This is a genomic window from Aureibaculum luteum, from assembly GCF_003449015.1.
GTDB classification, from domain to species: Bacteria; Bacteroidota; Bacteroidia; order Flavobacteriales; family Flavobacteriaceae; genus Aureibaculum; species Aureibaculum luteum.
Genome location: NZ_QRGD01000002.1, coordinates 626,871 through 652,050, shown reverse-complemented (window position 1 = coordinate 652,050; position 25,180 = coordinate 626,871). Strand labels below are relative to the sequence as shown.

At 31.3% G+C, this 25,180-nt stretch carries 20 protein-coding genes; 7 read left to right on the top strand and 13 right to left on the bottom strand.

Going from position 1 to position 25,180, the window contains the following annotated elements:
• Positions 1–69 precede the first annotated feature (69 nt).
• The 5 genes from D3P13_RS08045 to D3P13_RS08025 form a co-directional block, all read right to left on the bottom strand.
• Entirely contained in the window at positions 70–1,083 is a 1,014-nt protein-coding gene (locus D3P13_RS08045) for a cadherin repeat domain-containing protein (protein ID WP_117880963.1), read from the bottom strand.
• 325 nt (positions 1,084–1,408) lie between these two features.
• On the bottom strand, positions 1,409–4,276 hold the full coding sequence (locus D3P13_RS08040) for a sensor histidine kinase (RefSeq protein WP_117880960.1): 2,868 nt from the start codon (positions 4,274–4,276) through the stop codon (positions 1,409–1,411).
• A gap of 65 nt (positions 4,277–4,341) precedes the next feature.
• On the bottom strand, positions 4,342–5,088 hold the full coding sequence (locus D3P13_RS08035; RefSeq protein WP_117880957.1) for a LytR/AlgR family response regulator transcription factor: 747 nt from the start codon (positions 5,086–5,088) through the stop codon (positions 4,342–4,344).
• Positions 5,089–5,265: 177 nt separating this feature from the next.
• Positions 5,266–5,757, bottom strand: a complete 492-nt coding sequence (locus D3P13_RS08030; RefSeq protein ID WP_117880954.1) for a phosphate ABC transporter permease — start codon at positions 5,755–5,757, stop codon at positions 5,266–5,268.
• A 74-nt stretch (positions 5,758–5,831) separates the two neighbouring features.
• The gene (locus D3P13_RS08025) at positions 5,832–6,824 is read right to left on the bottom strand and encodes a hypothetical protein (protein ID WP_117880951.1); all 993 of its coding nucleotides are present in this window, start codon (positions 6,822–6,824) and stop codon (positions 5,832–5,834) included.
• 246 nt (positions 6,825–7,070) lie between these two features.
• Between D3P13_RS08025 and D3P13_RS08020 the strand changes: the two genes are divergently transcribed.
• Positions 7,071–7,931, top strand: coding sequence for a LytR/AlgR family response regulator transcription factor (locus tag D3P13_RS08020; RefSeq protein WP_157972862.1), 861 nt, complete (start codon positions 7,071–7,073; stop codon positions 7,929–7,931).
• Positions 7,932–8,036: 105 nt separating this feature from the next.
• Positions 8,037–9,155: an acyltransferase family protein gene (locus D3P13_RS08015; protein WP_157972861.1), complete on the top strand. Its 1,119-nt coding sequence runs from the start codon at positions 8,037–8,039 to the stop codon at positions 9,153–9,155.
• Between the two features lie 77 nt (positions 9,156–9,232).
• Here D3P13_RS08015 and D3P13_RS08010 read toward each other — a convergent pair whose 3' ends face one another.
• The gene (locus tag D3P13_RS08010; RefSeq protein ID WP_117880942.1) at positions 9,233–10,291 is read right to left on the bottom strand and encodes a mechanosensitive ion channel family protein; all 1,059 of its coding nucleotides are present in this window, start codon (positions 10,289–10,291) and stop codon (positions 9,233–9,235) included.
• A 206-nt stretch (positions 10,292–10,497) separates the two neighbouring features.
• Between D3P13_RS08010 and D3P13_RS08005 the strand changes: the two genes are divergently transcribed.
• Genes D3P13_RS08005 through D3P13_RS07990 form a run of 4 tightly spaced genes read left to right on the top strand, consistent with a single transcriptional unit; the run spans position 10,498 to position 15,588 of the window.
• Complete coding sequence (locus tag D3P13_RS08005; protein ID WP_117880939.1) at positions 10,498–11,178, top strand: TetR/AcrR family transcriptional regulator; 681 nt, start codon at positions 10,498–10,500, stop codon at positions 11,176–11,178.
• Positions 11,171–12,835, top strand: coding sequence for a peptidase domain-containing ABC transporter (locus D3P13_RS08000; RefSeq protein WP_117880936.1), 1,665 nt, complete (start codon positions 11,171–11,173; stop codon positions 12,833–12,835). Before D3P13_RS08005 ends, D3P13_RS08000 begins: the two co-directional genes overlap by 8 nt.
• 3 nt (positions 12,836–12,838) lie before the next feature.
• Positions 12,839–14,200 carry an HlyD family secretion protein gene (locus D3P13_RS07995; RefSeq protein ID WP_117880933.1) on the top strand — a complete coding sequence of 454 codons (1,362 nt, stop codon included), beginning with the start codon at positions 12,839–12,841 and terminating at the stop codon, positions 14,198–14,200.
• Entirely contained in the window at positions 14,200–15,588 is a 1,389-nt protein-coding gene (locus D3P13_RS07990; RefSeq protein WP_117880930.1) for a TolC family protein, read from the top strand. Before D3P13_RS07995 ends, D3P13_RS07990 begins: the two co-directional genes overlap by 1 nt.
• Positions 15,589–15,660: 72 nt before the next feature.
• Here the strand turns inward: D3P13_RS07990 and D3P13_RS07985 are convergent, their stop codons facing one another.
• Both D3P13_RS07985 and rimK read right to left on the bottom strand, forming a co-directional pair.
• Positions 15,661–16,143 (bottom strand): ATP-dependent zinc protease family protein, encoded by a 483-nt coding sequence (locus tag D3P13_RS07985; RefSeq protein WP_117880927.1) that lies wholly within the window; start codon positions 16,141–16,143, stop codon positions 15,661–15,663.
• 95 nt (positions 16,144–16,238) lie between these two features.
• The gene (gene rimK / locus D3P13_RS07980) at positions 16,239–17,117 is read right to left on the bottom strand and encodes a 30S ribosomal protein S6--L-glutamate ligase (RefSeq protein WP_117880924.1); all 879 of its coding nucleotides are present in this window, start codon (positions 17,115–17,117) and stop codon (positions 16,239–16,241) included.
• 479 nt (positions 17,118–17,596) lie between these two features.
• Here rimK and D3P13_RS07975 point away from each other — a divergent pair, with 479 nt between their 5' ends.
• Complete coding sequence (locus D3P13_RS07975; protein WP_198679989.1) at positions 17,597–19,093, top strand: DUF4832 domain-containing protein; 1,497 nt, start codon at positions 17,597–17,599, stop codon at positions 19,091–19,093.
• A gap of 56 nt (positions 19,094–19,149) precedes the next feature.
• Here the strand turns inward: D3P13_RS07975 and D3P13_RS07970 are convergent, their stop codons facing one another.
• The 5 genes from D3P13_RS07970 to D3P13_RS07950 form a co-directional block, all read right to left on the bottom strand.
• Entirely contained in the window at positions 19,150–19,374 is a 225-nt protein-coding gene (locus tag D3P13_RS07970) for a VF530 family protein (protein ID WP_117880918.1), read from the bottom strand.
• 1 nt (position 19,375) lies between these two features.
• Positions 19,376–20,932 carry an SDR family NAD(P)-dependent oxidoreductase gene (locus D3P13_RS07965; RefSeq protein ID WP_117880915.1) on the bottom strand — a complete coding sequence of 519 codons (1,557 nt, stop codon included), beginning with the start codon at positions 20,930–20,932 and terminating at the stop codon, positions 19,376–19,378.
• Positions 20,933–21,221: 289 nt separating this feature from the next.
• On the bottom strand, positions 21,222–22,103 hold the full coding sequence (locus D3P13_RS07960; RefSeq protein WP_117880912.1) for an NAD(P)-dependent oxidoreductase: 882 nt from the start codon (positions 22,101–22,103) through the stop codon (positions 21,222–21,224).
• Positions 22,104–22,339: 236 nt separating this feature from the next.
• On the bottom strand, positions 22,340–23,653 hold the full coding sequence (locus D3P13_RS07955) for a DEAD/DEAH box helicase (RefSeq protein WP_117880909.1): 1,314 nt from the start codon (positions 23,651–23,653) through the stop codon (positions 22,340–22,342).
• Positions 23,654–23,655: 2 nt separating this feature from the next.
• On the bottom strand, positions 23,656–24,999 hold the full coding sequence (locus D3P13_RS07950; protein WP_117880906.1) for a DEAD/DEAH box helicase: 1,344 nt from the start codon (positions 24,997–24,999) through the stop codon (positions 23,656–23,658).
• Positions 25,000–25,180 lie beyond the last annotated feature (181 nt).

Sequence of the window (25,180 nt, the reverse complement as noted above, 5' to 3'; positions counted from 1 at the left end):
ACAAAAAAGCAGATTCGTAAGAACGAACCTGCTTTTTAATTTTTTAAATCACGATATTTATATTGTGAATTACCATTGCTTTTGTGTGGTACACAAACCTTGTTGCAACCAAACAATACCTGTTCCGCCACCATCAAAAGCTCCTGAACCTAATATGTTCGAATCAGAACCTGAATAGTAATAAGAAGTCCTTGAGATTCGCTTAAAAAGTGTTGAATTTGATGATGATTTGTAAAATGCCATATGGCCTACTGCAGTTGTTGCAGTAGTGCTTCCTTTCAATACAAAATAGAATGTTTCTGCGTCAGTACTTGTGTGTGATGGTAAGCTACCACCTATATTAGCAAAACCACTGTAATTTGAAGTACTAGATTGTTTTACCTTAGCATCAGTTATTGCTCCGCCATATGGATTTACTTCATATTTAAAAGCAATCAAATACCCTCCATTTGGAATAGTTGTCGTTGCTGTTTTTGAAGGAGATACGGATTTAGAGATGAATTGTCCAGAATTATTTTTTGAAACGGTAAAAGAAGAGGAACCTCCTTCTTCAGAAGCAGTGGTACTGTTAAATTCTGCCTCACTTGCACCTGCTCTACTTACTTCATTTAGTTTATCTTCTAAATTATTGTATTCAGCTGCTGTTATAGCTACCCAATTTCCATCAGAGGCATTTTTATAAGTATTTTTAGAAGTAGATAGTAAAAATTCGATATCATCGATATCATTTAAATTTATAATTACACTTGAATTTTCAATAAGACTTTCAGTGGACACTTGTACTTCCGCTGTTATTTCTGGATTTGTTTCAAAATCGAAAATAGTTGCATCTGCAACTGTCAAGTCACCCGTAGTTGCATTTATAGTCATAGCTCCAGCAGGTGATTGGTTTAAAATACTAAAGGAAACCGTACCAGCATTTGATGTGCCAGAGACTGTAGCTACAACAGCACCATCTGCGGCGTTCTCATCAATACTTTTGGTAATATTAGCAGTAGTAAGTGAATCTGGATCATCACTACTACAACTCATTATTGTTAAACTTAATACGCTAAACAATACTCCTAATTTTAATTTTTTCATCTTTTTTAATTTATTAATTACTATTTGGTTTTTCGTTTTAGTTTAACGCCTCAATTGGCCATATAATATCTTTACTTTCAAGCAGTTTGTGAATGGCAATTTGGGTTTGTTAACGGAAGAATTTATAATGAAAACTAATGAATAGTATGAGTTAGTTCAATTTATTGTTCATTTTAAATAAGGGTATGAGTAATCATAAAACAAGTATCGCATCGCTGTATTGCAGCGTGATTTTTTAAAATTGGAAAATCTCTTTAGATTAGGTAAGCACCTAAAAAGGTACATAAGTTAACTAGAAGCGTTTTATTAAATTCTTGAATAGAACTTAAAATTGTTTTTTAAATGGCATCGTTAAAACAACTGTTGTACCTTTTACATTCTCATTGGTATAACTATCTTTAATGGTAAAGCCAATATTTTGATTGTATTGTTTTTTAAAGATTTCTAAACGTTTTTCAATAGCTTGTAAAGCAAATGATTCGTGAAGATTACCTTGACGATTGGCAATTTCTTCAGCCTTTTTTCTACCAATCCCGTTATCGGTAATAGTACATTGTAAAACACTATTTGTAAAATTAAAAATAACACTTAGTTTCTTTTCACCTACTTTATGCAGCAAACCGTGGACTAAGGCATTCTCTATAAAGGGCTGGATCAGTAAAGAAGGGACTTCTAAGTTCTCATTCCCTTCAAAGTGAATATTGTAGCTAAATGATTCTCCAAAACGAAGTTTTTCTAATTGTAAATAAATATTTAAAAAATCTAATTCCTTTTCCAATGGAATAAAATCTTGATTAGAGTATGTTAATGTGTTTCGTATCAGTTTCGAAAATAAGACAATATAATCGTATGACGCATTGGTATCTTCTTTAAGGACTAAATCTTGTATTGAGTTTAAGGAATTAAATATAAAATGTGGATTCATTTGTGAACGAAGTGCCGTTAAATTCAAATTGATCAATTCTTTTTCTAAAGATATTTTTTCTAATTGTGTTATGCGTTCGTGTTCTTTAATTTTTATTTTCTTTCTATAATACAAAATAGTGCTTCCTAAAATCAGTATACATAAACCAACAAGAAACCACCATGTTTTCCAAAAAGGCTTTCTTATAGTAAAGATTAAAGATTTCATCTTGTTTTCACCTAACCTATTATCTAAAATAGGTTGTACTTGAAAGGTATATTTACCAGTAGGTAAACTATTGTATTTAACTGAATTCACTCCAATATCTGTAGTTAACCATGTATTGTTAAAGCCTTTTAATCGGTATTTATATTTTCTTTTTTGATTGTATAAAAAACCATTAACATTAAAACCAATATTTATAGCATTTTGATGATATTTAAGGCTGTATTTTGAGGTTATTATTGTGTTTTTTTCATTGATCTCCAATTTATTAAAATATACATCAGCATTTTGGGTTTTAAATGATTGGTCTTTGTGTATTGAAAACAACCCTTGTGATGATGAAAAATATACTTTTTCACGTACTATTTCAATACCAGAAACGTCATAAGATAAAACACCATCGCTTTTAGTTAATGTTTTTAACTGTTTTGAATCAACATCCAATACTTGAATACTATTTCCCAAGGCAATCCATAATTTATTCTGGTCTGCCTTAAGCATAAGAACATTATTGGATGTTAGTCCGTTTTTGGTTGTGTAATGCTGTATAACTGTATCGTTTTTAATGCCTAATACGCCATTTTTAAATGTTGCTATCCATAATGTGCCATTAGCTGTTTCTGTTATAGATTTACCGTAAATGGGCTGGTTATTAAAAAGAATTTTTTTAGAATTCCAATTACTGTCATAAGAGACTAGGTTATCAACAAAAGCGATATATGCGGTTTTATTTATTTTATTATAGAATGAAGCATAAGTTCTTTTTTCTCCAGAAATATATTTTTTCTCATTTTTAAAATTACTTTTTTCAAGTGCAATCGCTGAGTTATAACTCGTGAAGAGTAAATTATCATTGTTCAATAAGGTTAAACTTTTTGCTGTTCTGGCCCCTTCAATTTTAGTTAATTTTAATGAATTAATATGTAAAGAATAAGCACTTAGATCTTTGCTGATAAAAACAGTGTTACTATTTGAGAGGTATTTAAGTGTAGATACTCTGTCTTTTGAGGGTAGCTTTATAATCTTTTCAACATACGTATTTGTATTATAAAACCCTATATTCCCATTTGTGTTTCCAAATACAAGCGTACTATCATTGACAATATCTAAGCTGCTAATATTTTTATTTGGTTCTGTAATAATACATGTTTCTATAGTAATATTTGGAATTACATAAATTCCATTATTTAATGTAGTAAACCAATAATTATCATCTTTATCTTTTAATATATTAGTAACATTTCTATCTTTTAAAAATCGTTTGATTAGAAAAAAATGATTTCTTTTTAATTCAAAAACCCATACACCAGTACTTGTGGCAAACCAAATCTCCTTATTATTTTCAAAAGTATTGTATATTCTTTCTTTAGATAAAACTTGGAATTGATGTATTAAATTTAAAGTGTTTTTAGATTTATTTATTGAATAAAAACGATTTGAATTAAAATTATCTTGTCTAAAAACAAGGTTAGCACTTACTTTAAAAATTTTAGTGTTTTTGTTATAATTGTTTATAGTATCAGATTCTTCACGGGAAGACATTAGATTTGTTAATTCATTTTTTTTCTCAGAAACTATCGGTACTATTGAATTTAAGTTTTCATAATAAATACAATCATCAATTTTAAATATTGATCCATATCTTTGTGTTACCGGTTGGTTGTATTCTATACTTTTGGTCTTTAAATTTACTTTATAAATTTTCTTTAACGTAAGTATATATAAATATTCGTTTTTTATTATAAAATCTGCTAATTGACCATTTAACTGTTTACCTAAATCTATAAATAGGTTTAATTTATTGTTTTCAACATAGAAAAATTGTCCAGAGATATTATTACACCAAATAAGACCAGAAGGGGCTTGTTGAATATTAAAAACAGATAACCCGAGTTGTTTTTCACTGTTGTAGTTTTTAAATGTTTTACCATCATATCTATACAACCCCTTATCAGCACCAAGCCAAATAAAACCATTTTCATCTTCGAGAATACTATAGAATTCTTTATCAGGTAAACCATCTTTTTCTGATAAATGTACAGATACTGGTTCTTGAGCCTGCATTAGAAATGAAGCGAAAACCAGAACTAGTAAAAAAATATTTTTAATCAATGTGTTTTTATGACGTATTACAAAATGATTTCCTCAAAAGCTTCAATACGGGCTCTAGAAATTTTAGCCTTAACAGTACCCTTTGCTAATGTGATATTTCGTTCTGTTTTATTTATAAATTCGATATGTTCTAAATTGATAATCCAGGCTCTATGTGAACGAAATAATGAAGAATCTTTAGGCAATACTTCTTCAAAGTATTTTAAATTTTTACTAACTGTAATTGTTTTATTATCCTTTAAATAGATATTGCTATAAGCACCATTTGCTTCAATTGCAATAATATTATCTAAATCAATAATTCTCCTGTTACCTAATTCAGGAATTACTATTTTTTTGAAATCCTTATCTTTTATTGTCTTTAATAATGCTTGATAATCAACTAATTCAGCTTGTTGATTTAATTTACTCTCAAGTTTATTTAATGTTTTTACTAATTTAGTTCTATCAATTGGTTTTACTAAATAATCAATGGCATTCAATTCAAATGCTTTTATGGCATACTGATCATATGCTGTAACAAATATAATTTCGAAATCTATAGTATCAAAAAAGTTTACAATCTCATAGCCTGCATAGTTAGGCATTTGAACATCCAAAAAAATAACATTTGGGTGTAACGCTTTAATTTGATGTACGCCCTTCTCTAAATTATTACAAGTTGCCACAATATCAATATTAGCTGCATTTCTTTCTAATAGATTTGTTAACACATTTCTTGCACCTTGCTCATCATCAATTAATATTGCCTTAATTTTAGTCATAGCTACAAATATACTAATAGCTGCTTTATATAAATTAAAGACTTTGTGGATGTTAGTATTGATTTGTAAAGCTCTATTCTTTCACTATTTTCACCTTTATGGTTGTAGATTCCATTAGGTTTTCTAAGATAAAGGTTTCTCTTGAAAATAGTTTTGCACTAAGTTTTTTTATTAGTTTTATTCTTTATAAAATTCGAAAACACCATAATGGAGTACTACCGCAAATATACCTGAGTTGGAATAAAAACTTTCATCATCAATGTTTACGGTGGTTTTTGGTGTGGTTTTGCATATGAAAATATTGCCTCCATCTACGCATCTCATGGTGCCTCTTTTATGTTGCTCAGTCCAATTAAACTGTTCATATTCATTGTGATCTTCAGAAAATAAAAACCGTCGTAACTTTTTTTCATGCTGTGTAGTGTCGGCTACTTGTATTATAGCCCATCGTTCTAAATCACTGGTGTAACGAGAGATAATTTCTTCTGAATTTTCATTCGCAATTTTTTTTATGGTATACCATTGTTCTGGACTTGTATTTTGTTCAGGGTTGTCTAAAATTTCCATACGGTACGTACCACTCCAAGAATCTTCGGGTTCTGTGATTTGCGAATGCGAGATGTAGGAAATAGCGAACGTTAATAAAAAAGTAAAATATATATTTCTCACTTCAAAATGTTTAATAACAATAAGTTATGTTAGTTTATTTAAATTTTTAATATGACTAGTTACAATATTTAAATTTATTCTTTTAAATATTTTTCAGGAAATAGAATATGAGGTGTTTTTACAATTCTAGAATCACAAAAGAAAGAAGAATTTGTGCTACTAATGTTTATCATCTCATAGGATTCCTCATAGTCATAAAGGTTAGAATCAACTTCAATTTTAAAATTGGCATCTAAGTTGTTTTTTAAATAGTAGTCTCTATTTTCTTTGGTGATATAGTAATTCGATTCCTCTGGAGAGTCTCCTAAAAAGGTATTTAAATCCCACGAATTATCCCAAATACTGGCACAATTAAGACAACCTATTGATGCATTTTCTTCACCATATATAACTGGCAATTTATTTAGTACTTCACTCGTAAAAAATTCATAGTCATCCTTTGATTTAGGCAGGGTTTTTATCTTTTCAATAATTTTTAATTCGTGATTGTAAAATACAAAATAGCCATTGTCTCTATAAGCAAATCCAATAATTTTATTTCGCTTTTCTATAGTTTCTACAGCTTCATCAGTAAATTTAGATGAACTGATTGGTGTTAAATTTTTATCATTTTTAAGAAGCTTTACCTTGTGGTTATCGAAAAGACCAATAACAAGAGTATTTACTTTTTTGTCTTCATTATTATAAAGCGGAATGGTTTTGATGTATTTGTATTTTTCTGTAAGCTGAATCGTTTCCTTCTTTTCGAAATTTACTAAAATCGTATGTGCATCCGTATTGAAAATATGATATTTTTCACCATCTACTTCGATGGTGTTTACATAGATACCTGGAGCCTTTTGTTTTTCACCTGTTTTTAAATTATAAAGGTCTTTTCCATCAAATTCGGCATATAAAAAATCTTCAAACACATGTAAACTTTTATATTCAGGTTTTGCAATCTCACGGTTTAAAGAGTCCACTATACCCCATTTACTTTGATACTTAAATGGTACTATTTTTCTATAGTTCTGAGCTTGAGAGCTTATGGTAAACGTTAAAACTAATACGGCTATTACGGTTTTCATTTGTTGTTTATTTGTAGATTCTTATTATTAATTATGTAACAAATGTAGACACATCTATGGCGTCTAAAGCGGTTACATATATATTCGCTAAGATTGAATCTATATTTGTAATGCAAATTGATTTCTTATGAGTTTTGAATACATTTTCAACAGCATGTTACTTACCTTCTGTTTTATTTTCTATGGGTTGTGAAATTTTAAGTGTCATCTAAAAAAACTAATTTAGCTTTAGATAAAAAAATATTGATGCAAATTGCAAATTATTTAAAAGAGCCTTATCCGTATTATTATAATAACCAGCATCGGTTAATATTGGTATTGCTACTGATATCAAGTTTGAGTTTTTGCTTTTCTTATTTTTTTGAACCTTTTACTGTTAATGTAGCAGAACATAAAATTGGCACAATATGGATATTGTTTATTCATGCCTTTATGCCCTTCCCAATTGCCTATCTATATATTTATTTGGTGAATAGAACGGTGAAAAATGAGATGAATTGGACCTTTGGAAAGGAAATTTTAAACCTATCAATTATCCTGTTAATTATAGGTATTGCAAATTTTTTAATTCGTGATTTTATTTATAACAACCCTCATAATTGGTCATTTCGATATTTTTGGGAAGAAATCCGCAATACATTTTTAGTAGGGTTTCTTTTATTAGCGATTGTGTTGCCCTTAAATTTGGAGCGTCTCATTGCTAAACATACAGCTAGCTTAAAAAAGTTGTTGCCCAAAACGCGATCAGAAACTAATGCGAATATCGTTACCATAAAAAATACAGGATCTAATGAACACTTTGAATTTAAAACACAAGATTTTCTCTACGCTAAAGTGGAAAGTAATTATACAGAGGTCTATACTGCTGCAGAAAATGGTATTCACAAGGTGTTAATTCGAATTACATTGAAAGAACTTGAGGAGCAATTAAAACCCTATGCACGGGTCTTTAAAACACATCGTTCTTATTTGGTCAATTTAAACTCAATTGCATCCATTTCCGGTAATGCACAAGGGTATCATTTGAAATTACAAAAAGGTTCCTTTAAGGTTCCTGTATCTCGATCAACTATAGCCGGCTTTAATGCTGCATATTCTAAAAAATAATAAAAAACCTTGTATTTCGTCACTTTTACCTGCCAGCTATCACAAAATAAAAATAGCATTGTAATTTGTTTTTAGATTTGTTATCGCAACATAAAAACAACGATTTTGACAGAAATTAAACGACGCTACGATTTAGATTGGTTACGTGTAATTGCTATACTCGCAGTGTATTTTCATCATATTGGAATGCCTTTTAATGGAGATAAATTTCATATTATGAATGCAGATACTAGTAAAACATTGGATGATATAATGGTGTTTTTTGAGCAATTTAGATTACCCTTATTGTTTTTAGTTTCTGGTGCGGGTACAATGTTTGCATTTTCAAAAAGAACTTGGATTCAATTTTTGAAAGAACGGAGTACACGTTTATTAATTCCGCTCGTTTTTGGAGTGTTGTTTATTGTGCCACCACAGACCTATTATGAACATATAGAAACCTATACTTCCTATTTTGATGTGTATGGAAATGGTTCTTTTGAAACCAATCACTTGTGGTTTATCGAAAACTTATTTGTTTTGTCAGTACTACTTATTCCTTTGATTTTACTTTTAAGGTCATCAAAATTGGATGGGTATATAGGGCTATTAGATCGAATTGCCACTAGAAAATATGGAATGTTATTATGGGTGTTTCCCCTAATTTTAATCACCATTTTTTTAAAACAGATATACCCTACCGACTCAAAGGCTATTACAAATCTATCCTCGACTTTCTTTTATGGCTATTTTTTTATGTCTGGGATGTTTTTTACGACGTCAAAGAATAGTTGGGATCATCTAAAATCGTATCGAAAATTTAATTTTGTTGCTTTTATAATCAGCACAATTCTATTTTATACCTATTATTTTTTACCCAACGAAGTAATTTCTCCATATTTAACTATAAACATGAGATGGAATATTTGGTATGCCGTTTGTGCGTTGGTGAGTTGGACGGTAGTAATAACTGTCTTGGGGTATGGACAGGTTTGGTTGAATAAAAAAAGTAAGTTTCTTAAAAAATGTAATGAAGCTATATATCCTTTTTATGTCTTACATCAAACCATTATTATTGTAGTAGGATATTATATCATTCGATTAGATGCCTCAATTTTTATAAAAATTATACTATTAATAGCGACTTCTCTACCGTTAATACTTCTAATATATAGATTCTTGATTTATCCATTTAAAATACCAAGAATACTATTTGGCATGAAAAGCAAAGAGGGGTTAAAGTAGTTTTTATAAAAACAACTTTTAGTTTAAAACGCTATTATATAGTTTTTTAAAATCTGTCAATTAAATGTTAATAATGCTTATTGTTTGATGTTATATATCGTTTGTGTTGGGAAAGCGAATTCTAATCCTGCCTTTTCAAATCGATCTAAGATATCCAAATTGATCTTATTTTGAGCTTGTGGAATGTCAGCCTCTTTACGGATGTAGTAGATGAATAATAATACCAATGAAAAATCTGCAAAATTTTCAAAAAACACAACCGGTTCTTCAGTAACAATATCTTGATTGTCAGCAACAATGGCTTTTAAAATATCCATTGATTCTTTCATTTTTTGAGCATTTGTATCATAGGTTAAGCCTAATCGTAACATAATTTTTCGAGTAGGTTCTAAGGCTACATTTTCAACACTATTATTGATAAACATTGAATTAGGTATGGTTACTAAAGAGCCAGACAAGGTTCTTATTCTAGAACTACGAATACCTATTTCTTCTACTTTACCATCAAAGCCATCAATTTTTATACGATCATCAATTGAAAAGGGTTTGTCGGTAAATACAGAAATACCACCAAAGATATTCTGAAGATAATCTTTCGCTGCTAAAGCAAAAGCAAGACCTCCAATTCCTAAACCTGCAATTAGCCCTGCTAAATTGTAACCAATGGTATTAAAAGCAATGATAACTCCTAATATCCATATGGTTATGGTAATAACTTTGGTTATAATTGGTAATAACTGCCGTTTTGATTTACTATTAGAGCTATCAATAGCTGGCTCCATATATTCTTGTACAATAGCATTAACCAAACGCACTATAAACCAAGTAATACAAATTACGATGAGTACTTTAACTGTATTTGATATTATAAGCGTGATATCATCTGTCATATTTAGATGTTTCATACCAATATAGAATCCAAGTATTGTAATGGCTAGAATAACGGGTTTTTCCAAGGTTTCAACCAAGACATCATCTAACATTGATTTTGAATGGCTTACCAATCCCTTAGAGATGCGTTTAAAGATGAAGTAAGCTACTTTGGCAACAACGATACCTCCAGCAATATAGGCAAGAGCAATAAGCCATTGAGATAAGGTGTTCATTAAGTATAGTTGTGATATGTAAATTGTCATTGAGTTTTTTTTATTCCGTTCTACCTAAGTATAAGCAAATATTGAAGAAGTGCAAAGATACTTATTAAAAAGAATTGAAATTCTTTATTTTTTGTTAAGCTTTTTTTAAATGAGATTCTTTTTTCAAGACCAATTTGCTCATATGTTAAATTTAATTAGGATTTTTAATAGTAATACTATTATATTTGAAAATAAATATATTGTTTATGAAAAACTTACTATCAAATATTAAAATTCAAATCCCAGATGGAATCTTTTTGAAAAATCCGGAATCATCTGAATTGGGTAAAAAAGTGATTGAAAATAGTATTATAATTATTCAAGAAATTGGTTTTGAAAATTTCAATTTTAAAAAGCTAGGGCAGCGTATTAAATCTAATGAAAGTTCAATTTATCGCTACTTTGAAAGTAAACACAAATTGTTAGTGTATCTAACCTCTTGGTACTGGAGTTGGATAGAATATCAACTTGTTATAGAGACATACAGCATAAATAACAGTGAAGATAAATTAAGAAAAGCTATAAAGGTGGTCACAAGAACTACAAAGCAAGACAGTAATTATAGTCATATAAATGAAATATTGCTAAATGAAATTGTAATCAATGAAAATTCGAAATCTTATTTAACAATCAATGTAGACTCAGAAAATAAAGAGGGCTATTTTATGCCTTATAAACGTGTAATTCAGCGTTTATCAGAAATAATTTTAGTTTATAACAATACGTATAGTTATAATTTAAGTTTGGCCAGTACTATAGTAGAGGGAGCATTACATCAGCACTTTATGAAGAAGCATTTTAAAACGATAACGAACTGTGATTCTAAAAAAACACCCACTATTTTCTTTACAGATTTAGCATTTAATACCCTTACCCTTAATGACTAAAAACACCTTATCACCATGGAAACGCTTTTTAGGTTTATTAGAATTAGAGCGTAAAGATATTTACCAAATAGGATATTATGCAATTTTTGACGGACTGGTTACACTTTCATTACCACTAGGTATACAGGCTATTATCAATTTAATTCAGGGGGCTCAAGTGTCAACATCATGGATTGTTTTGGTGGTGCTAGTTACGGGTGGTGTTGCCTTTACTGGAATTCTGAAATTAATGCAAATGCGTATCATAGAAACCATTCAACAGCGTATTTTTACTAGGGCCTCATTAGAGTTAAGTTATCGGTTTCCAAAAATAAAAATGAGCGAATTGCGTAATTATTATCTTCCAGAACTCGCAAATCGATTTTTTGACACGTTAGTGATTCAAAAAGGACTTTCAAAAATTTTGATAGATATACCATCAGCACTATTACAAATTGTATTTGCATTAGTACTGCTCTCTTTTTACCATCCATTCTTCATTATTTTCGGTTTATTATTGTTGCTACTTATTTATATTTTATTTAAATATACCGCAAAATTGGGATTAGAAACGAGTTTAGTAGAGTCTAAAAATAAATATAAAGTGGCTCATTGGCTGCAAGAGATATCACGGGCCGTAATCAGCTTTAAATTATCGGGAAATACCAGCCATGCCATGCAAAAAAGTGATGTGCTTGTTGCTAAATACTTAACGTCTAGAGAAAAGCACTTTAAAATTTTAGTAAAGCAGTTTTTGCAAATGATAGGTTTTAAAGTGTTGATTACTGCTGGTTTATTGTTAATTGGAGGCTTTTTAGTGTTAAATCAACGTATGAATATTGGACAATTTGTAGCCGCTGAAATTATAATAATATTGATTATTAATTCAGTAGAAAAATTAATTCTAGGCTTAGAATCTTTTTATGATGTGTTAACTTCAATTGAAAAATTAGGACAAGTTGTTGATAAACCTATTGAAGCTCAAAAAGGAGAAGTAATAACTAAAGATGCCAACTTAACTGTTGAATTCCAAGAAGTTTCTTATCGTATTAAGGAAAAAAACACCCCTATTTTAAATGATATTTCATTTACAATACATCCTAACGATAGGATTCTCATTCAGGGTGAAAGTGGTGCTGGTAAATCTAGTTTATTACATCTTTTATCAGGACTTATTTCACCATCTTCGGGGTATATTTACATAAATGACCTTTCTATAACAAGTCTTTATATGAATGACTATCGTAGTCATTTAGGCCTGTCACTTACTGAAGAAACGCCTTTTGAAGGTAGTATTAGAGATAATATCACTTTTGGCGATAAAAGTATTACAGATGAAGCTATTTATTCAACTTTTGAAAATTTGGGATTAACCGATTTTCTAAAGCAACAGCCCAAAGGTTTAAATACATTTTTAAAACCTGAAGGGAAACAAATGGCATTCACAATATCGAAGAAAATTGTTTTGGCCAGAGCTCTTGTTAAAAAACCTAAATTATTAATTCTAGAAGATCCACTAGAAAATTTTCATAAAGAGGAAGCTAAGCGTATCATTGATTTTTTGGCAAGTAGTTCAAGAGCTTGGAGCTTAATTGTAGTTAGTAATAATTTAAGTTGGAAAGCTCATTGTAATAAGCATATTACACTTAAAAATGGAAACATCGTTAATAGAAAATAATTTATGTTAAACATATCTAATAATAAAGTCTCAGAATTTATTGATTTAAAATCATTTAAATCTGGTAAAAACATATTCGGTAAGGAATACTATAAACGTTTTAAATATTTTTTATTAGCGTTTTCTATATGTGTATTGGTTATTCTGTTTTTACCGTGGACGCAAAACATATCAAGTAGTGGAAATGTAACCACCTTAAGACCAAATCAACGGCCGCAAACATTACAATCACAAATTCCTGGGCGTATTGAAGAATGGTTTGTTCAGGAAGGTGATCTTGTAAAAAAAGGGGACACAATGATTCGTATTTCAGAAGTGAAAAGCGATTATTTTGATGAAAAGTTAACAGAAAGAACGGGCAATCAAATCACTGTTAAGTCCTCATCAGTTGAAGCGTATAAGAATAAGGTAGGGGCTTTAGAAAATCAAATTACAGCAATACGACAAGAACAGTTATTGAAATTAAAACAAGCTAGGAATAAATTTTTACAAGCCCGTTTAAAAGTTAAAACGGATAGTATAGATTTAGAAGCCTTTAAAATAAAGCATGCTATTGCAAATACCCAATATGAACGTGCCCTTTTATTAGAAAAAGAAGGCTTAAAAGCAGTGAAAGATGTCGAAGATAAAAGTGCAAAATTACAAGAAGCGAATGCGAAATTAATGTCTCAACAAAACAAATATTTAAGCACAAAAAATGAAGTTATAAATTCGGAACTATCTATTTCTACTATTTATGCTACTTACGGTGATAAGTTAGCCAAAGCTCAAAGTGGTTTGTATACTGCTCAATCGAGCGGATTTGATACAGAAGCTGAAGTTTCTAAATTAGAAACCAGTCTAGCGAATTATAAAAAGCGGAATAGTTTATTATTTATTACCGCTCCTATTGATGGATATATCAATAGAGCCATAAAATCTGGTGTAGGTGAAACCTTTAAAGAAGGTGAAAAATTGGTAAATATTATGCCTGCCAATTATGAACTTGCTGTTGAAATGTTTGTTCGACCCATTGATTTACCACTACTCCATTTAGGTGAAAGTGTTCGAGTTCAGTTTGATGGTTGGCCGGCAATTGTATTTAGCGGCTGGCCAAATGTTTCGTACGGAACGTATGGTGCTAAAGTAATAGCTATTGAAAATTATATAAGTGAAAATGGTAAATACAGAGTTTTGTTGTCTCCCGATGCAGATGATGTAGCTTGGCCAGAAGCTATACGTGTAGGCTCTGGAGCAAGAACAATTGCATTATTGGAAGATGTACCTATTTGGTTTGAATTATGGCGAAATATAAATAGCTTCCCTCCTAACTTCTATAACCCCTCGAACACAAATGGTAATTTAAAAGATAAAAATAAATCATAATGCAAAAAATATTAACCCTGCTTTTATTTTTGTGTTTTTCAATTGGATTTTCACAACAAAAAGATACTGTTTTAACTCTCGAGGAATTATTAGGGTATGTTAAAAAGTATCATCCCATAGTAAAGCAAGCTCAATTGTTAATTTCAGATAGTGAAGCTAAATTGTTAAAGGCACGTGGGGCTTTTGATCCAAAAATAGAAGTTGATTATAGTAGTAAAAAGTTTAAAGGAACAGGATATTATAACAAATTAAATTCTTCTTTTAAAATACCAACATGGTATGGTGTAGACTTAAAGGCTAATTATGAAAATAATGATGGAACCTACCTTAACTCTGAATTTAAAACACCTGATGACGGTTTGTATAGCGTAGGTGTTTCGTTATCTCTTGCCAAAGGCTTATTGACCAATAAACGGATGGCTACCTTAAAAAAAGCTAAATTATATTTAAAACAGGCTTCCTTAAAGCAGCAATTGGTAGTTAATGATATTATATATAATTCTATAACTACTTATTTCAACTGGTTAAAAAATTATAAAGCTAACGTTGTGTATGCAGATTTTCTGATAAATGCAGAAATACGATTCGAAAATGTTAAAAAAAGTTATTCAGCTGGTGATAAACCGGCAGTTGATACGCTGGAAGCAAGCATAAATTTAAAAAATAGAATGCTAGATTATGAAAAGTCCATAATTGGATATAAAAAATCTACATTAGAACTTTCAAATTATTTGTGGTTACAAAATAATGTACCATTAGAATTGGAATCGTCTATATATCCAGATATATTTATGATAGATAAAATTGATATTGTTTTAAACAGCTCACTATTAAATAGTACTGAAAATTTAATAGAACAGCATCCTAAATTACAGGAATTACAGGTGAAAAAAGAAATATTAACTGTTGATAAACGATTAAAATCTAATAATCTCTTGCCAAAAATTGACTTAGAGTATAACTTTTTAACAACGGATTATAATTCAATTGACGGATTAAATACCACTAACTATAAGAATGGGTTAAGTGTTAGTTTTCCATTGTTTTTAAGAAAGGAACGAGCCGATTTAAGATTAACAAAAATAAAGTTACAAGATGTGCAATTTGATATTTCGGCCGCTACAGTTGTTGTAAACAATAAAGTTAAAGCAACTTTAATGGAAATTGAATCATATAAAAAGCAACATGATCTTTTGCTAGCTATTGTCGTTGATTATAAAAAGCTTGTAAAAAGTGAACAACGTATGTTTAGTCTCGGTGAAAGTTCACTTTTTTTGGTGAATTACAGGGAAGTTAAATTCATTGAAAGTCAATTAAAATCTATAGATACTGAATATAAATTATTTAATGGTAAATCAAATTTGTTAAAAGTATTAAATTTGTTTTAAAATGCACGTTTATAAGCTTATACAGATATATAATTAATGAATAACTTTAATATTATAAAAAACTGTTATATATTAATCAATCTGCTTAGGTTTATATTTTGTAAGAGCCACTTTTCTTAAAATTTTGTTTTGCACTTGTTTAACACCAGAATGAATGACATAGCGATGAGCAATAGCATTGCGACCAAGAAGCATTGCAAATTGCATAGCACTGCGGTTCGCTAGTGAAAGTTCAATATCAAAGGTGTCTTCACCTATGGTAATAGGAGTTTTTATAATAATTCGTTCTTCTGAAGTGCCAAAAGAATTCTTAATCAATCTTTTGTCAAAAAATTTCGCTTCACATGTCACGCTAATACTTTTATTTTTCTGTAAGGGATACACAACAAATTGGACCCAATCTTCATTATTCTTTGTGAATAATTTGATTTTCTTTGCTTGAATTGAAGAAGTTTTTGCTCCAGAATCAATTCTAGCAAGAATAGCCGGAATTTTTAATTCATCGAATGAACACCATTCTTCACTTCCTATTACTTTCAGTTTCTCTATTTCCAATATTTTTAATCTATTTATTTATATTATAATTAATATACCACTGAGATTTGAATCATAACTTCACTTTTAAAACAGAATTACTTGAAAACGCAATTTTAGTGATCTGCATTTCTTTCTATGTATTTAATAATTTGAGTCGCAATGTCTTTACCTGTAGCACTCTCAATACCTTCAAGTCCAGGTGAAGAGTTGACTTCTAAAATTAATGGGCCTCTCTCAGATTGTAACATGTCTACACCGGCAATGCCCAATCCCATTACCCTGGCTGCTTTCAATGCTGCATTTTCTTCTTCATCTGTTAATTCAATAATATTTGCAGATCCTCCTCTGTGTAAATTTGATCTGAACTCACCTTCTTTGCCCTGTCTTTTCATGGCACCTACAACAACTCCGTCTACAATAAAAGCACGTAAATCAGCCCCTTTTGCTTCTTTTACAAACTCTTGAACAATAACTCGAGCTTGTAAGCCATTAAACGCTTCTAAAATTGATTCCGCTGAATTTCTATTATCAGCCAACACTACACCAAGTCCCTGTGTACCTTCTAATAGTTTTATGACAAGTGGTGCACCACCTACCTTATCAATAATATTACTTACATTTTTCGAATAATTACTAAAAACTGTTTTTGGTAAATCAAGACCAGCTCTAGCTAAAATTTGAAGACTTCTTAATTTGTCTCTAGACCTTACCAATGCCTGTGACTCTGTAGCAGTAAAAATTTTCATCATTTCAAACTGTCGTACAACGGCAGTCCCAAAAAAGGTTACAGAAGCTCCAATTCGCGGAATTACAGCATGTACATCTGTTATTTCTTGATCCTTATAAATTACAATAGGTTTCTTTTTTTCAATAACAAGGTCACATTTTGTATGATCGATAATGATCATTTCATGACCCTTTTTTTCACCAGCTTCCTTTATTCTTTTTGTTGAGTATAGATTGGGGTTTGCAGATAGTATAGCGAATTTCATAGCTTTTAATTTATAATAATAATATATATGTATTTTAATACGATAATAATTGGATTAAAAAGTGGGTAAAAGTAAATCTTAAATATTAAAAAACGATTATTGTTTATTAATTTTAGTTTTTAAATACAACTTTTTTGTTATATCTCTAGTTCATTGGGTTTTACGTAAAAAATTCAAACTAAATTTTAAGAAGGGTTTTAAAAATTATTTAAATCAATATTTTTATGTTAAAATTAGTAAGCAACTTTCTTGCAAATAGAATAAACGAGTAAGAAATAAAATGTACAGAAATAATACAATTTCTTTGAAGAATCATTAGCCTAACCGCAATGATAGTTGTGAAATTATCAGTTTTTATTGTATTGTAATTATTATAATATTACTAGTCAAATAATTTGTTATAAATTTGATTACATAACAAATGTGCTTAAACACATGTCAATACTTTTACAATGGTCATTATTAAAATTATAAAAAAAATGGTTAGAAAATCTATATTTTTTATACTCGTATTATTATTAGTTGCTTCATGTTCTAATAGAAACAATAAACCTACAATTGTAACGTACCAGACAGATTTGCAGGAATTTACAAATCCTGAGCGTGGTTTTTATAGACCATTTGGTACTAAAATGAGCGATTTTAAACAATTAGATGCAGAAGAATTAATTAACTTAAGGGAGCCAAACCCAGCAGCAGGTGGGTTTCAAGTAGGTAGTACTTTAACATACAGGTCATATCAGTTTAATACTTTTAAGGATAAACCTTTGACGGCTGATGTCTTACTCAAAATTCAAAAAGATATGGACATTGTTAGAGAGGTTGGTAATAAAATAATACTTAGGTTTACCTATAGTGATACTTGCTGTACACCTCCTTTTAATGATGCTCCAAAAGAAACTATTTTAACACATTTAGATCAATTAAAACCTCTTTTAGATAAAAACACGGATGTTATTGCAGTAGTTCAAATGGGACTCATTGGTCCATGGGGAGAACAATTTTATTCAGATTATTTTGGTGATTTAGAGCATGGACCTGTCACAGAACAACATTGGCTTGACCGTTCAGAAGTTATAAATAAATTGCTAGAAGTTGTTCCAGAGTCAAGAATGATTCAAATACGTGCACCTTATTATAAATTACGTTTTCTTGATGGTAAAGATGCTCATCCAGCAAAGGCTAAACCTTTAACCGAAAAAGAAGCATTTAAAGGGACTGCAATATCAAGACTTGGTCATCATAACGATTGTATCATGGCAAATTATGATGATTATTGGACTTACAATTCCTTTCATGAATGGCCCGCTGTAAGTGACACGCTAAACTTAAAACCTTATATAGCAGCAGAAACGAAATTTTTGGTCTTTGGAGGCGAAACTTGTCCTGGCGGTTTAAATGGTGAAGATGTATATAGTCCAGAAAATGATTGTGAATCAGAAGGTGGAAAAGCACAACATTATTTAAAAAGGTTTCATACATCATTCTTAAACACCTCTTGGTCTGGTGCTGTTAATGGTGATTGGACAAACATATGTATAGATGAAATTAAAAGAAATTTGGGATATCGTTTTGTCCTAAAGCGTGGTGTTTATCCATCAGTAATAAGAAATGGAGAAAAATTAGATATCGAGTTAGATCTTGTTAATGATGGCTATGCTTCTACTTATAATTACAGGATTGTAGAACTTGTATTGCGTAATATTGAAAGTCAAAAAGTCCATAAAATGAAAATTGACACAGATCCTAGGTATTGGTATACAGATGAACTACAAACAATTAAACTCAATGCTGAATGGCCAGAAGAATTGTCGAAAGGGAACTATGAATTGTTTATTAATCTACCTGATTCAGATTCGACTATATACGAACGACCAGAATATGCCATACGCTTAGCAAGTACCTATAAATCTAAATCAATTTGGGACGCCTCAACGGGATGGAATCTTCTGTTGTCTTCTATTAGTGTTCAGTAATCAAAGATTAAGCAAGAGTTACATCTTATTGTTGTGGGAAAATTATAAAGAAATCGTTACTTTTTAAAGTTCGTATTTAAATATAACCTTTCTACTTTATCTCTTGCCCATTGTGTTTTTCGTAAAAACTTTAGGCTTGATTTTACCGTGGGATTGGAATGAAAACAGTTAATTTTTATACGTTGGTCTAAGCCATCCCAGCCATAATGGTCTACAAGGTCATCTAATATTTTAGCGAGCTTTAAACCGTGTAACGGATTGTTAGGTTGTTCTGTACTCATATTACCAATCAATAGGTTTATAATCTTTTAGAAACTGACCGCACCAATGCTTGCCTGTATTGATACCATCAAAAAGAGGATCCATAACTCGTGCAGCACCATCTACAATATCTAACGGTGGTTGAAAGTCGTGTAAATCTTGTTTTCTTTTGGCCAATTCAGCAGGATCTTCATCGGTAACCCATCCCGTGTCAACGGCATTCATAAAAATACCATCTTTGGCTAAGGCTCTTGCAGAAGTATGTGTTAACATATTTAAAGCAGCTTTTGCCATATTGGTATGCGGGTGGCGACTTTCCTTAAAAAAGCGGTGGAACTTTCCTTCCATTGCAGAAACATTAATAATATGTTTTTGACCCGTATTGCTTTTTTTCATCAATTCAGAAAGGCGATTACATAACACAAAAGGTGCTACGGAGTTCACTAACTGAACTTCTATCATTTCAGTGGTTTCTATTTCACCGAGTTTTAAACGCCAGCTGTTGGTTTTTCTTAAATCTACTTGTTGTAAATCTGCATCCAATTGCCCTTCAGGGAACACCTCTTGAGCAACTAGTGTATTGTCAAAACTATACGGTATTTGAGACAATTTTGCAGAAGCCCTTAAACCAATTCCGGGTTCGGGACCGTGCCATGTTACTGGCATGTTTTTAGTAGAAGAGGCTCCAGAAGTCAATACTTTCAATTCATCTAAACAACCTACATGATCTTGCAGTAAATCTCTAGCAAATTTTGGTAACGAATCTATAGGTCGTTCTTCATTTTCCATTAAATGGGAATAAAAACCTGCAGGACGACGTACTGTTTGAGCAGCATTGTTTATTAAAATATCTAAGCTATCATAGTTGTGCTCAATATAATTACAAAAGATTTCAACACTTGGTATGTGTCGTAAATCAAGTCCGTGAATTTTTAAACGATGTCCCCACTCCGTAAAATCAGCTTCTTTAGAGAAACGTAATGCAGAATCTACTGGAAAACGTGTGGTAGCAATAACGGTTGCACCACCTCTTAATAACATTAAAGTTATATGATAACCAATTTTTAGACGAGAACCTGTAATAACTGCAACTTGCCCTTTTACATCGGCATTCTGAAAACGTTTTGCATAGTTAAAATCGCCACATTCGGTACACATAGTGTCATAGAAGTGATGCAATTTTGTAAATACGGCTTTACAGACGTAACAGTTTCTAGGCGATTCTAATTCTAATTGTTCTTTTTCTTCTAAGGCAGCAGCTCCTAATAATTTAGGTGCAGTAAATACGACTGCTTCACGTGCACTTCTAATCCCCGTTTCTTTACGAGCAGCTCTATCTCTTGCGGCTCGCTTCCGTTTTGCAGCTTTCTTTCCATCCTTTTTTCTACGAGAAAATTCTTCTCTACTTGGTCTAGAAAGCATTCCTGACGCTTTTAATAAAGCGGTACGCTTTACTTTGGGAATGTCAAAAATTTGATCGGTATCCGTAACTAATTGTTCAAGTATAGCAATGCACTTATCAATTTCTTCTGATGAAATTTCTGGTGTTGTATTTTTTTCTTGATGCTCTTTCTGCATTTACTTATTATCATTTAAAAGGATGTGAATCATATGAAAGATTTCACGTAAAGACCGCTAAGGTTTTCGCAAAGAACGCAAAAATTATTACTGTTTGTAATTAATTTCTTCGTATTCTTTGCGTTATTTATTTAGATTCAGAAACTGACCTGAAATACGGCATACTAAAATAACCTTAAGAAATACTTAAAACTTCCCGTTGTGTACCCTATCGAAATCAGCTATTAAAGTGAAATCTACTAAGATCAAAACCATAAAGCATCAGTTTTATTAAAAAATAAAATGCCAACTACTTTTTTAGCTTCATAAAATAATCGAAAATTTCTGGAACATTTTCACTTCCCATATCAGCATCGAAAGCTGCCTGAAGGTTACCCGAAGTTGCTTCAGCAATCTGGGAAACTGTACCAAGATCTTTCATCATCTGTACGAAATAGCCTAGATCTTTATTGGCATTTGCAATTGAAAATCCTAAATCACTTACGTTATCTACAGCGTAGTGTTTACAGAATTTCATAAAAGGTGAATTAGATGGGCCAGATGACATAATATCAAAAAGCTGCTGTCCATCTACACCTGCAAGTTTAGCAGCGGCGAAAGCCTGTGACATCGCTACAACAGTAGTCATTCCCATAAAATTGTTAATTAACTTCGTTGTATGACCAGCACCGAGAGCACCTAGATAGAATACGTTTTCACCTTGCTCGTCAAGAACAGGTTTCACTTTTTCAAAGGTTTCTTTATCTCCAGCTGCCATAATGTTTAGTAGTCCATCTTTGGCATGAGCTGGTGTGCGACCTAGTGGAGCATCAATCATGCCGGCACCTTTATTGGCAAGGTCTTTACCTATTTTTTTAGTAGATTCAGGAATCGATGTTCCGAAATCAATCAATACAGCACCTTTTTTTATACCTGCCAGAATTCCTTCATCGCCATAAACGATTTTTTCTACAACAGCAGAAGTGGTTAAACATAGCATTACGATATCACTTTTTTCAGCTAATTCTTTTGGCGAAGTTGCTTCACTAGCATTACCGCGAGCGATAACAGTAGCAACAGCTTCCTTATTTAGATCTATAACTGTTAGCTCGTAACCCCTCTTTTGAAGGTTTTCAACCATGTTGGCTCCCATTAGGCCGAGTCCGATAAATCCGATAGTAGGTTTTTTCATATTTAATTTTAAATTATTGGCAAAGATATGATAATTGACTTTCAAGAGGGCAATTAGTTTCTTAAAAACAGAAAAATATTGTCAAATAACAACTTTCTCAAAAGGAAAAAACTAAATGAGTTTCCAATAAACATACACTATTGCATACACAAAAGTTTAATATGATTCAAGCTTTTGTTAAATGCTTCATAGAAAGTTAAATGAATGTAATTCTGGTATTACCCCTAGCTAAAATGCTAAATTCTAAAAACTCTTACTTTTTTCTTCTTTAACCGGGTGTTGTTTAATTTATCACACAATTGAGTAGCAATTGAAGCAGGAACAGCTACAAAAGCACAATCAGGCTTTAATTCTATAATGCCCAATTGGTCCTTATTAATTTCACCTTGTTTAAAAAAGAGTCCTGCAATATCGCCTTTAGAGATTTTATCTTTTCTACCACCGGAAATAAATAAGGTAGTCCAAAATTGAGCTTTACGTTCACCTGTATTTGTTAATTTTTCAATGGGTGCTTTCCCTACAAAGTCTGGAAAGACTTCACCATCACCTTTTATCAAATATGCCGTTCCTTTTGCATTTACTCTGGCCGTTCTTCCATTTCTATGCGTATACGCTATCTCTGTTTTGGGAATTTCATAATGAATAATGAATTTCATCTCTGGAACATCAATACCACGTGATGCTAAATCACTGGCAAGAAGAATAGAAACACTTCCATTTCTTAATTTTATTAAGGCACGTTCTCTTTCTTGTTGCTCCATGTCTGCATAAAAACGGGTATGTGCAATGTTCTTTTTGTCTAAAAAGACACTTAAATCTTCCAATCGCTCTTTCTTATTACAAAAAATAATACCGGGTTCATTACCCAACTCATGTAATAAGGCCACAACGGTATTGTGTTTGTTTTTAGAAGACGAAACAATAGTTTTTACTACCAATTTTGAACCTGAAGTATCATCAAGATAGTTTAGGGTTACTGGTTTTCCAATATTTAGATATTTTGGTAAAGCCGCTCCTTTGGTAGCGGATGTAAAAATACGCTTATCAATATTTGGTAAATAGCTAATAATATCTTTCATTTCGCCATCAGCCCCTACTTCAAATGAGATGTCATATTCATCTACGACTAAGGTTCTTATCTCGTCTGTAGAAAAACGTTCTTGCTCAAAATGATCGAACAGTCTACCAGGCGTACCTATTAGAATAGAAGGCGTATGTTTCAATTCAATTTTATCTTTTGCAATAGATCTTCCGCCATAAATGGCATTGGCTTTATATCCAGAACCCATGTTTCTAATTACGTGTTCTATCTGAATAGCCAGCTCTCTAGAAGGTACAATAATCAATGCTTGAACTTCTTTTGATTCAGGATTCAATCTTGCAATTAATGGTAATAAAAAGGCCAAGGTTTTACCAGTTCCTGTAGGTGATAAAATGATGGTATTATCATTATTATCTATAACCTCCAAGGCTTCTTCTTGCATTGGATTCAGGGTATAAATCTTTAATTTTTCAAGAATGTCTTGTTGCTCTTTGATGATATTTGCCATATCTATTTTTTATTTTTTTTATTTTTTGAAGTTCCTGCTGCTGGAATAGCCACTTTTTTGGACTCCAAATAATTCGCCAATACTTTTTCTATTAATTCCTCTTTGGTTAAATGATGGAATATCGTTCGTACTTGTTTTTTTAAGTCTTCAGAAACGGTATGATTGGGCTTGGTTTTAAATATTTTTTTAGCCCACAGTAAGGTATTGTTTTCTTCAATACTCTCTGCATCTGCTTTTTTAAATCGATTAAATGTAATACCCAATGCATTTTCAAAAAGAGCAATATCTGCTACTTCTTCTTTTTGGAGTACGGTTAACGAAAGTCCCTTCGCTCCTGCCCTCGCTGTTCTACCGCTACGGTGAACATAAGCATCATAGGTATCTGGTAAATGGTAATTGACAACATATTCAATCTCCTTTATATCAATACCTCTAGCTGCTAAATCGGTAGCTACCAAAATATCAATATAACCTTCTCTAAATTGCCCCATGATACGGTCACGGATTCCTTGGGTAAGACTTCCATGTAAAGCACCTGAAGAAAATTTATTAATGGCTAAGTTTTTTGCTAATTTATTAACGGCGGCTTTGGTTTTACAAAAGATAATACCACGCTTGCCTTGTTTTGTATTTAAGAAATGTAACAACACTTCTAATTTTTCAATAGGTTCTACTACCACAAATTGATGGTCTATCCCTTGATGTCCAACGGTTGACATGTCTGCTTCTATATGCACTACATGTTTAGACATATAATTTTGAACCAATTGTTTTATGGTTCCAGGCATGGTTGCCGTAAACAATAATGTTCTTCTTTTTTTAGGAATTATTTTGATAATGCTGTCTAGGCCTTCTTTTAAAGCACTTACCATTTCATCTGCTTCATCTAACACTAAATACAAAATATTTTTAATGTCAATAGCGTTTCTTTCTACCAAATCTGCCAAACGACCAGGTGTAGCTACTACAATATGCGTAGTACTTTTTAGACGTTCTATTTGAGGTTTAATGGGAATACCACCGCAAACTGTAGCTATAGAAACGGAAAGCATATGTGCCGAAAAAGATTCTAAATTACTCGTGATTTGCTGCCCCAATTCTCTGGTAGGCACTAAGATAACCGCTTGTATAGCTGTGTTTTCTAAATCTATTAATTGCAATAATGGCAAGCCAAAAGCGGCCGTTTTACCTGTACCAGTCTTTGCTAAAGCCACAACATCTTCTTTCTGTTGCAATATAACAGGTATTGTTTTTTCTTGAATATCTGTAGGAACAGATATTTGTAAATCAGCTAACCCTTTTTGTAGCTGTGCATTAATTCCGAGATTGGAAAAACCCTTTGACATAAAAAATAATTTTGGCAAAGATAATGAACCTCTTTACAGGGATGCTATAAAATGGTGGATTAATGTTTAGTTGTTGTTCTTTATGCTATCCTTTCTGGTAATTTCTTCTTCTAGCAATAAAAAGTGTTAATGGTTCATTAAATTATTATTAAATGTTTGTTAGTCCTTGATTTTTCATAAA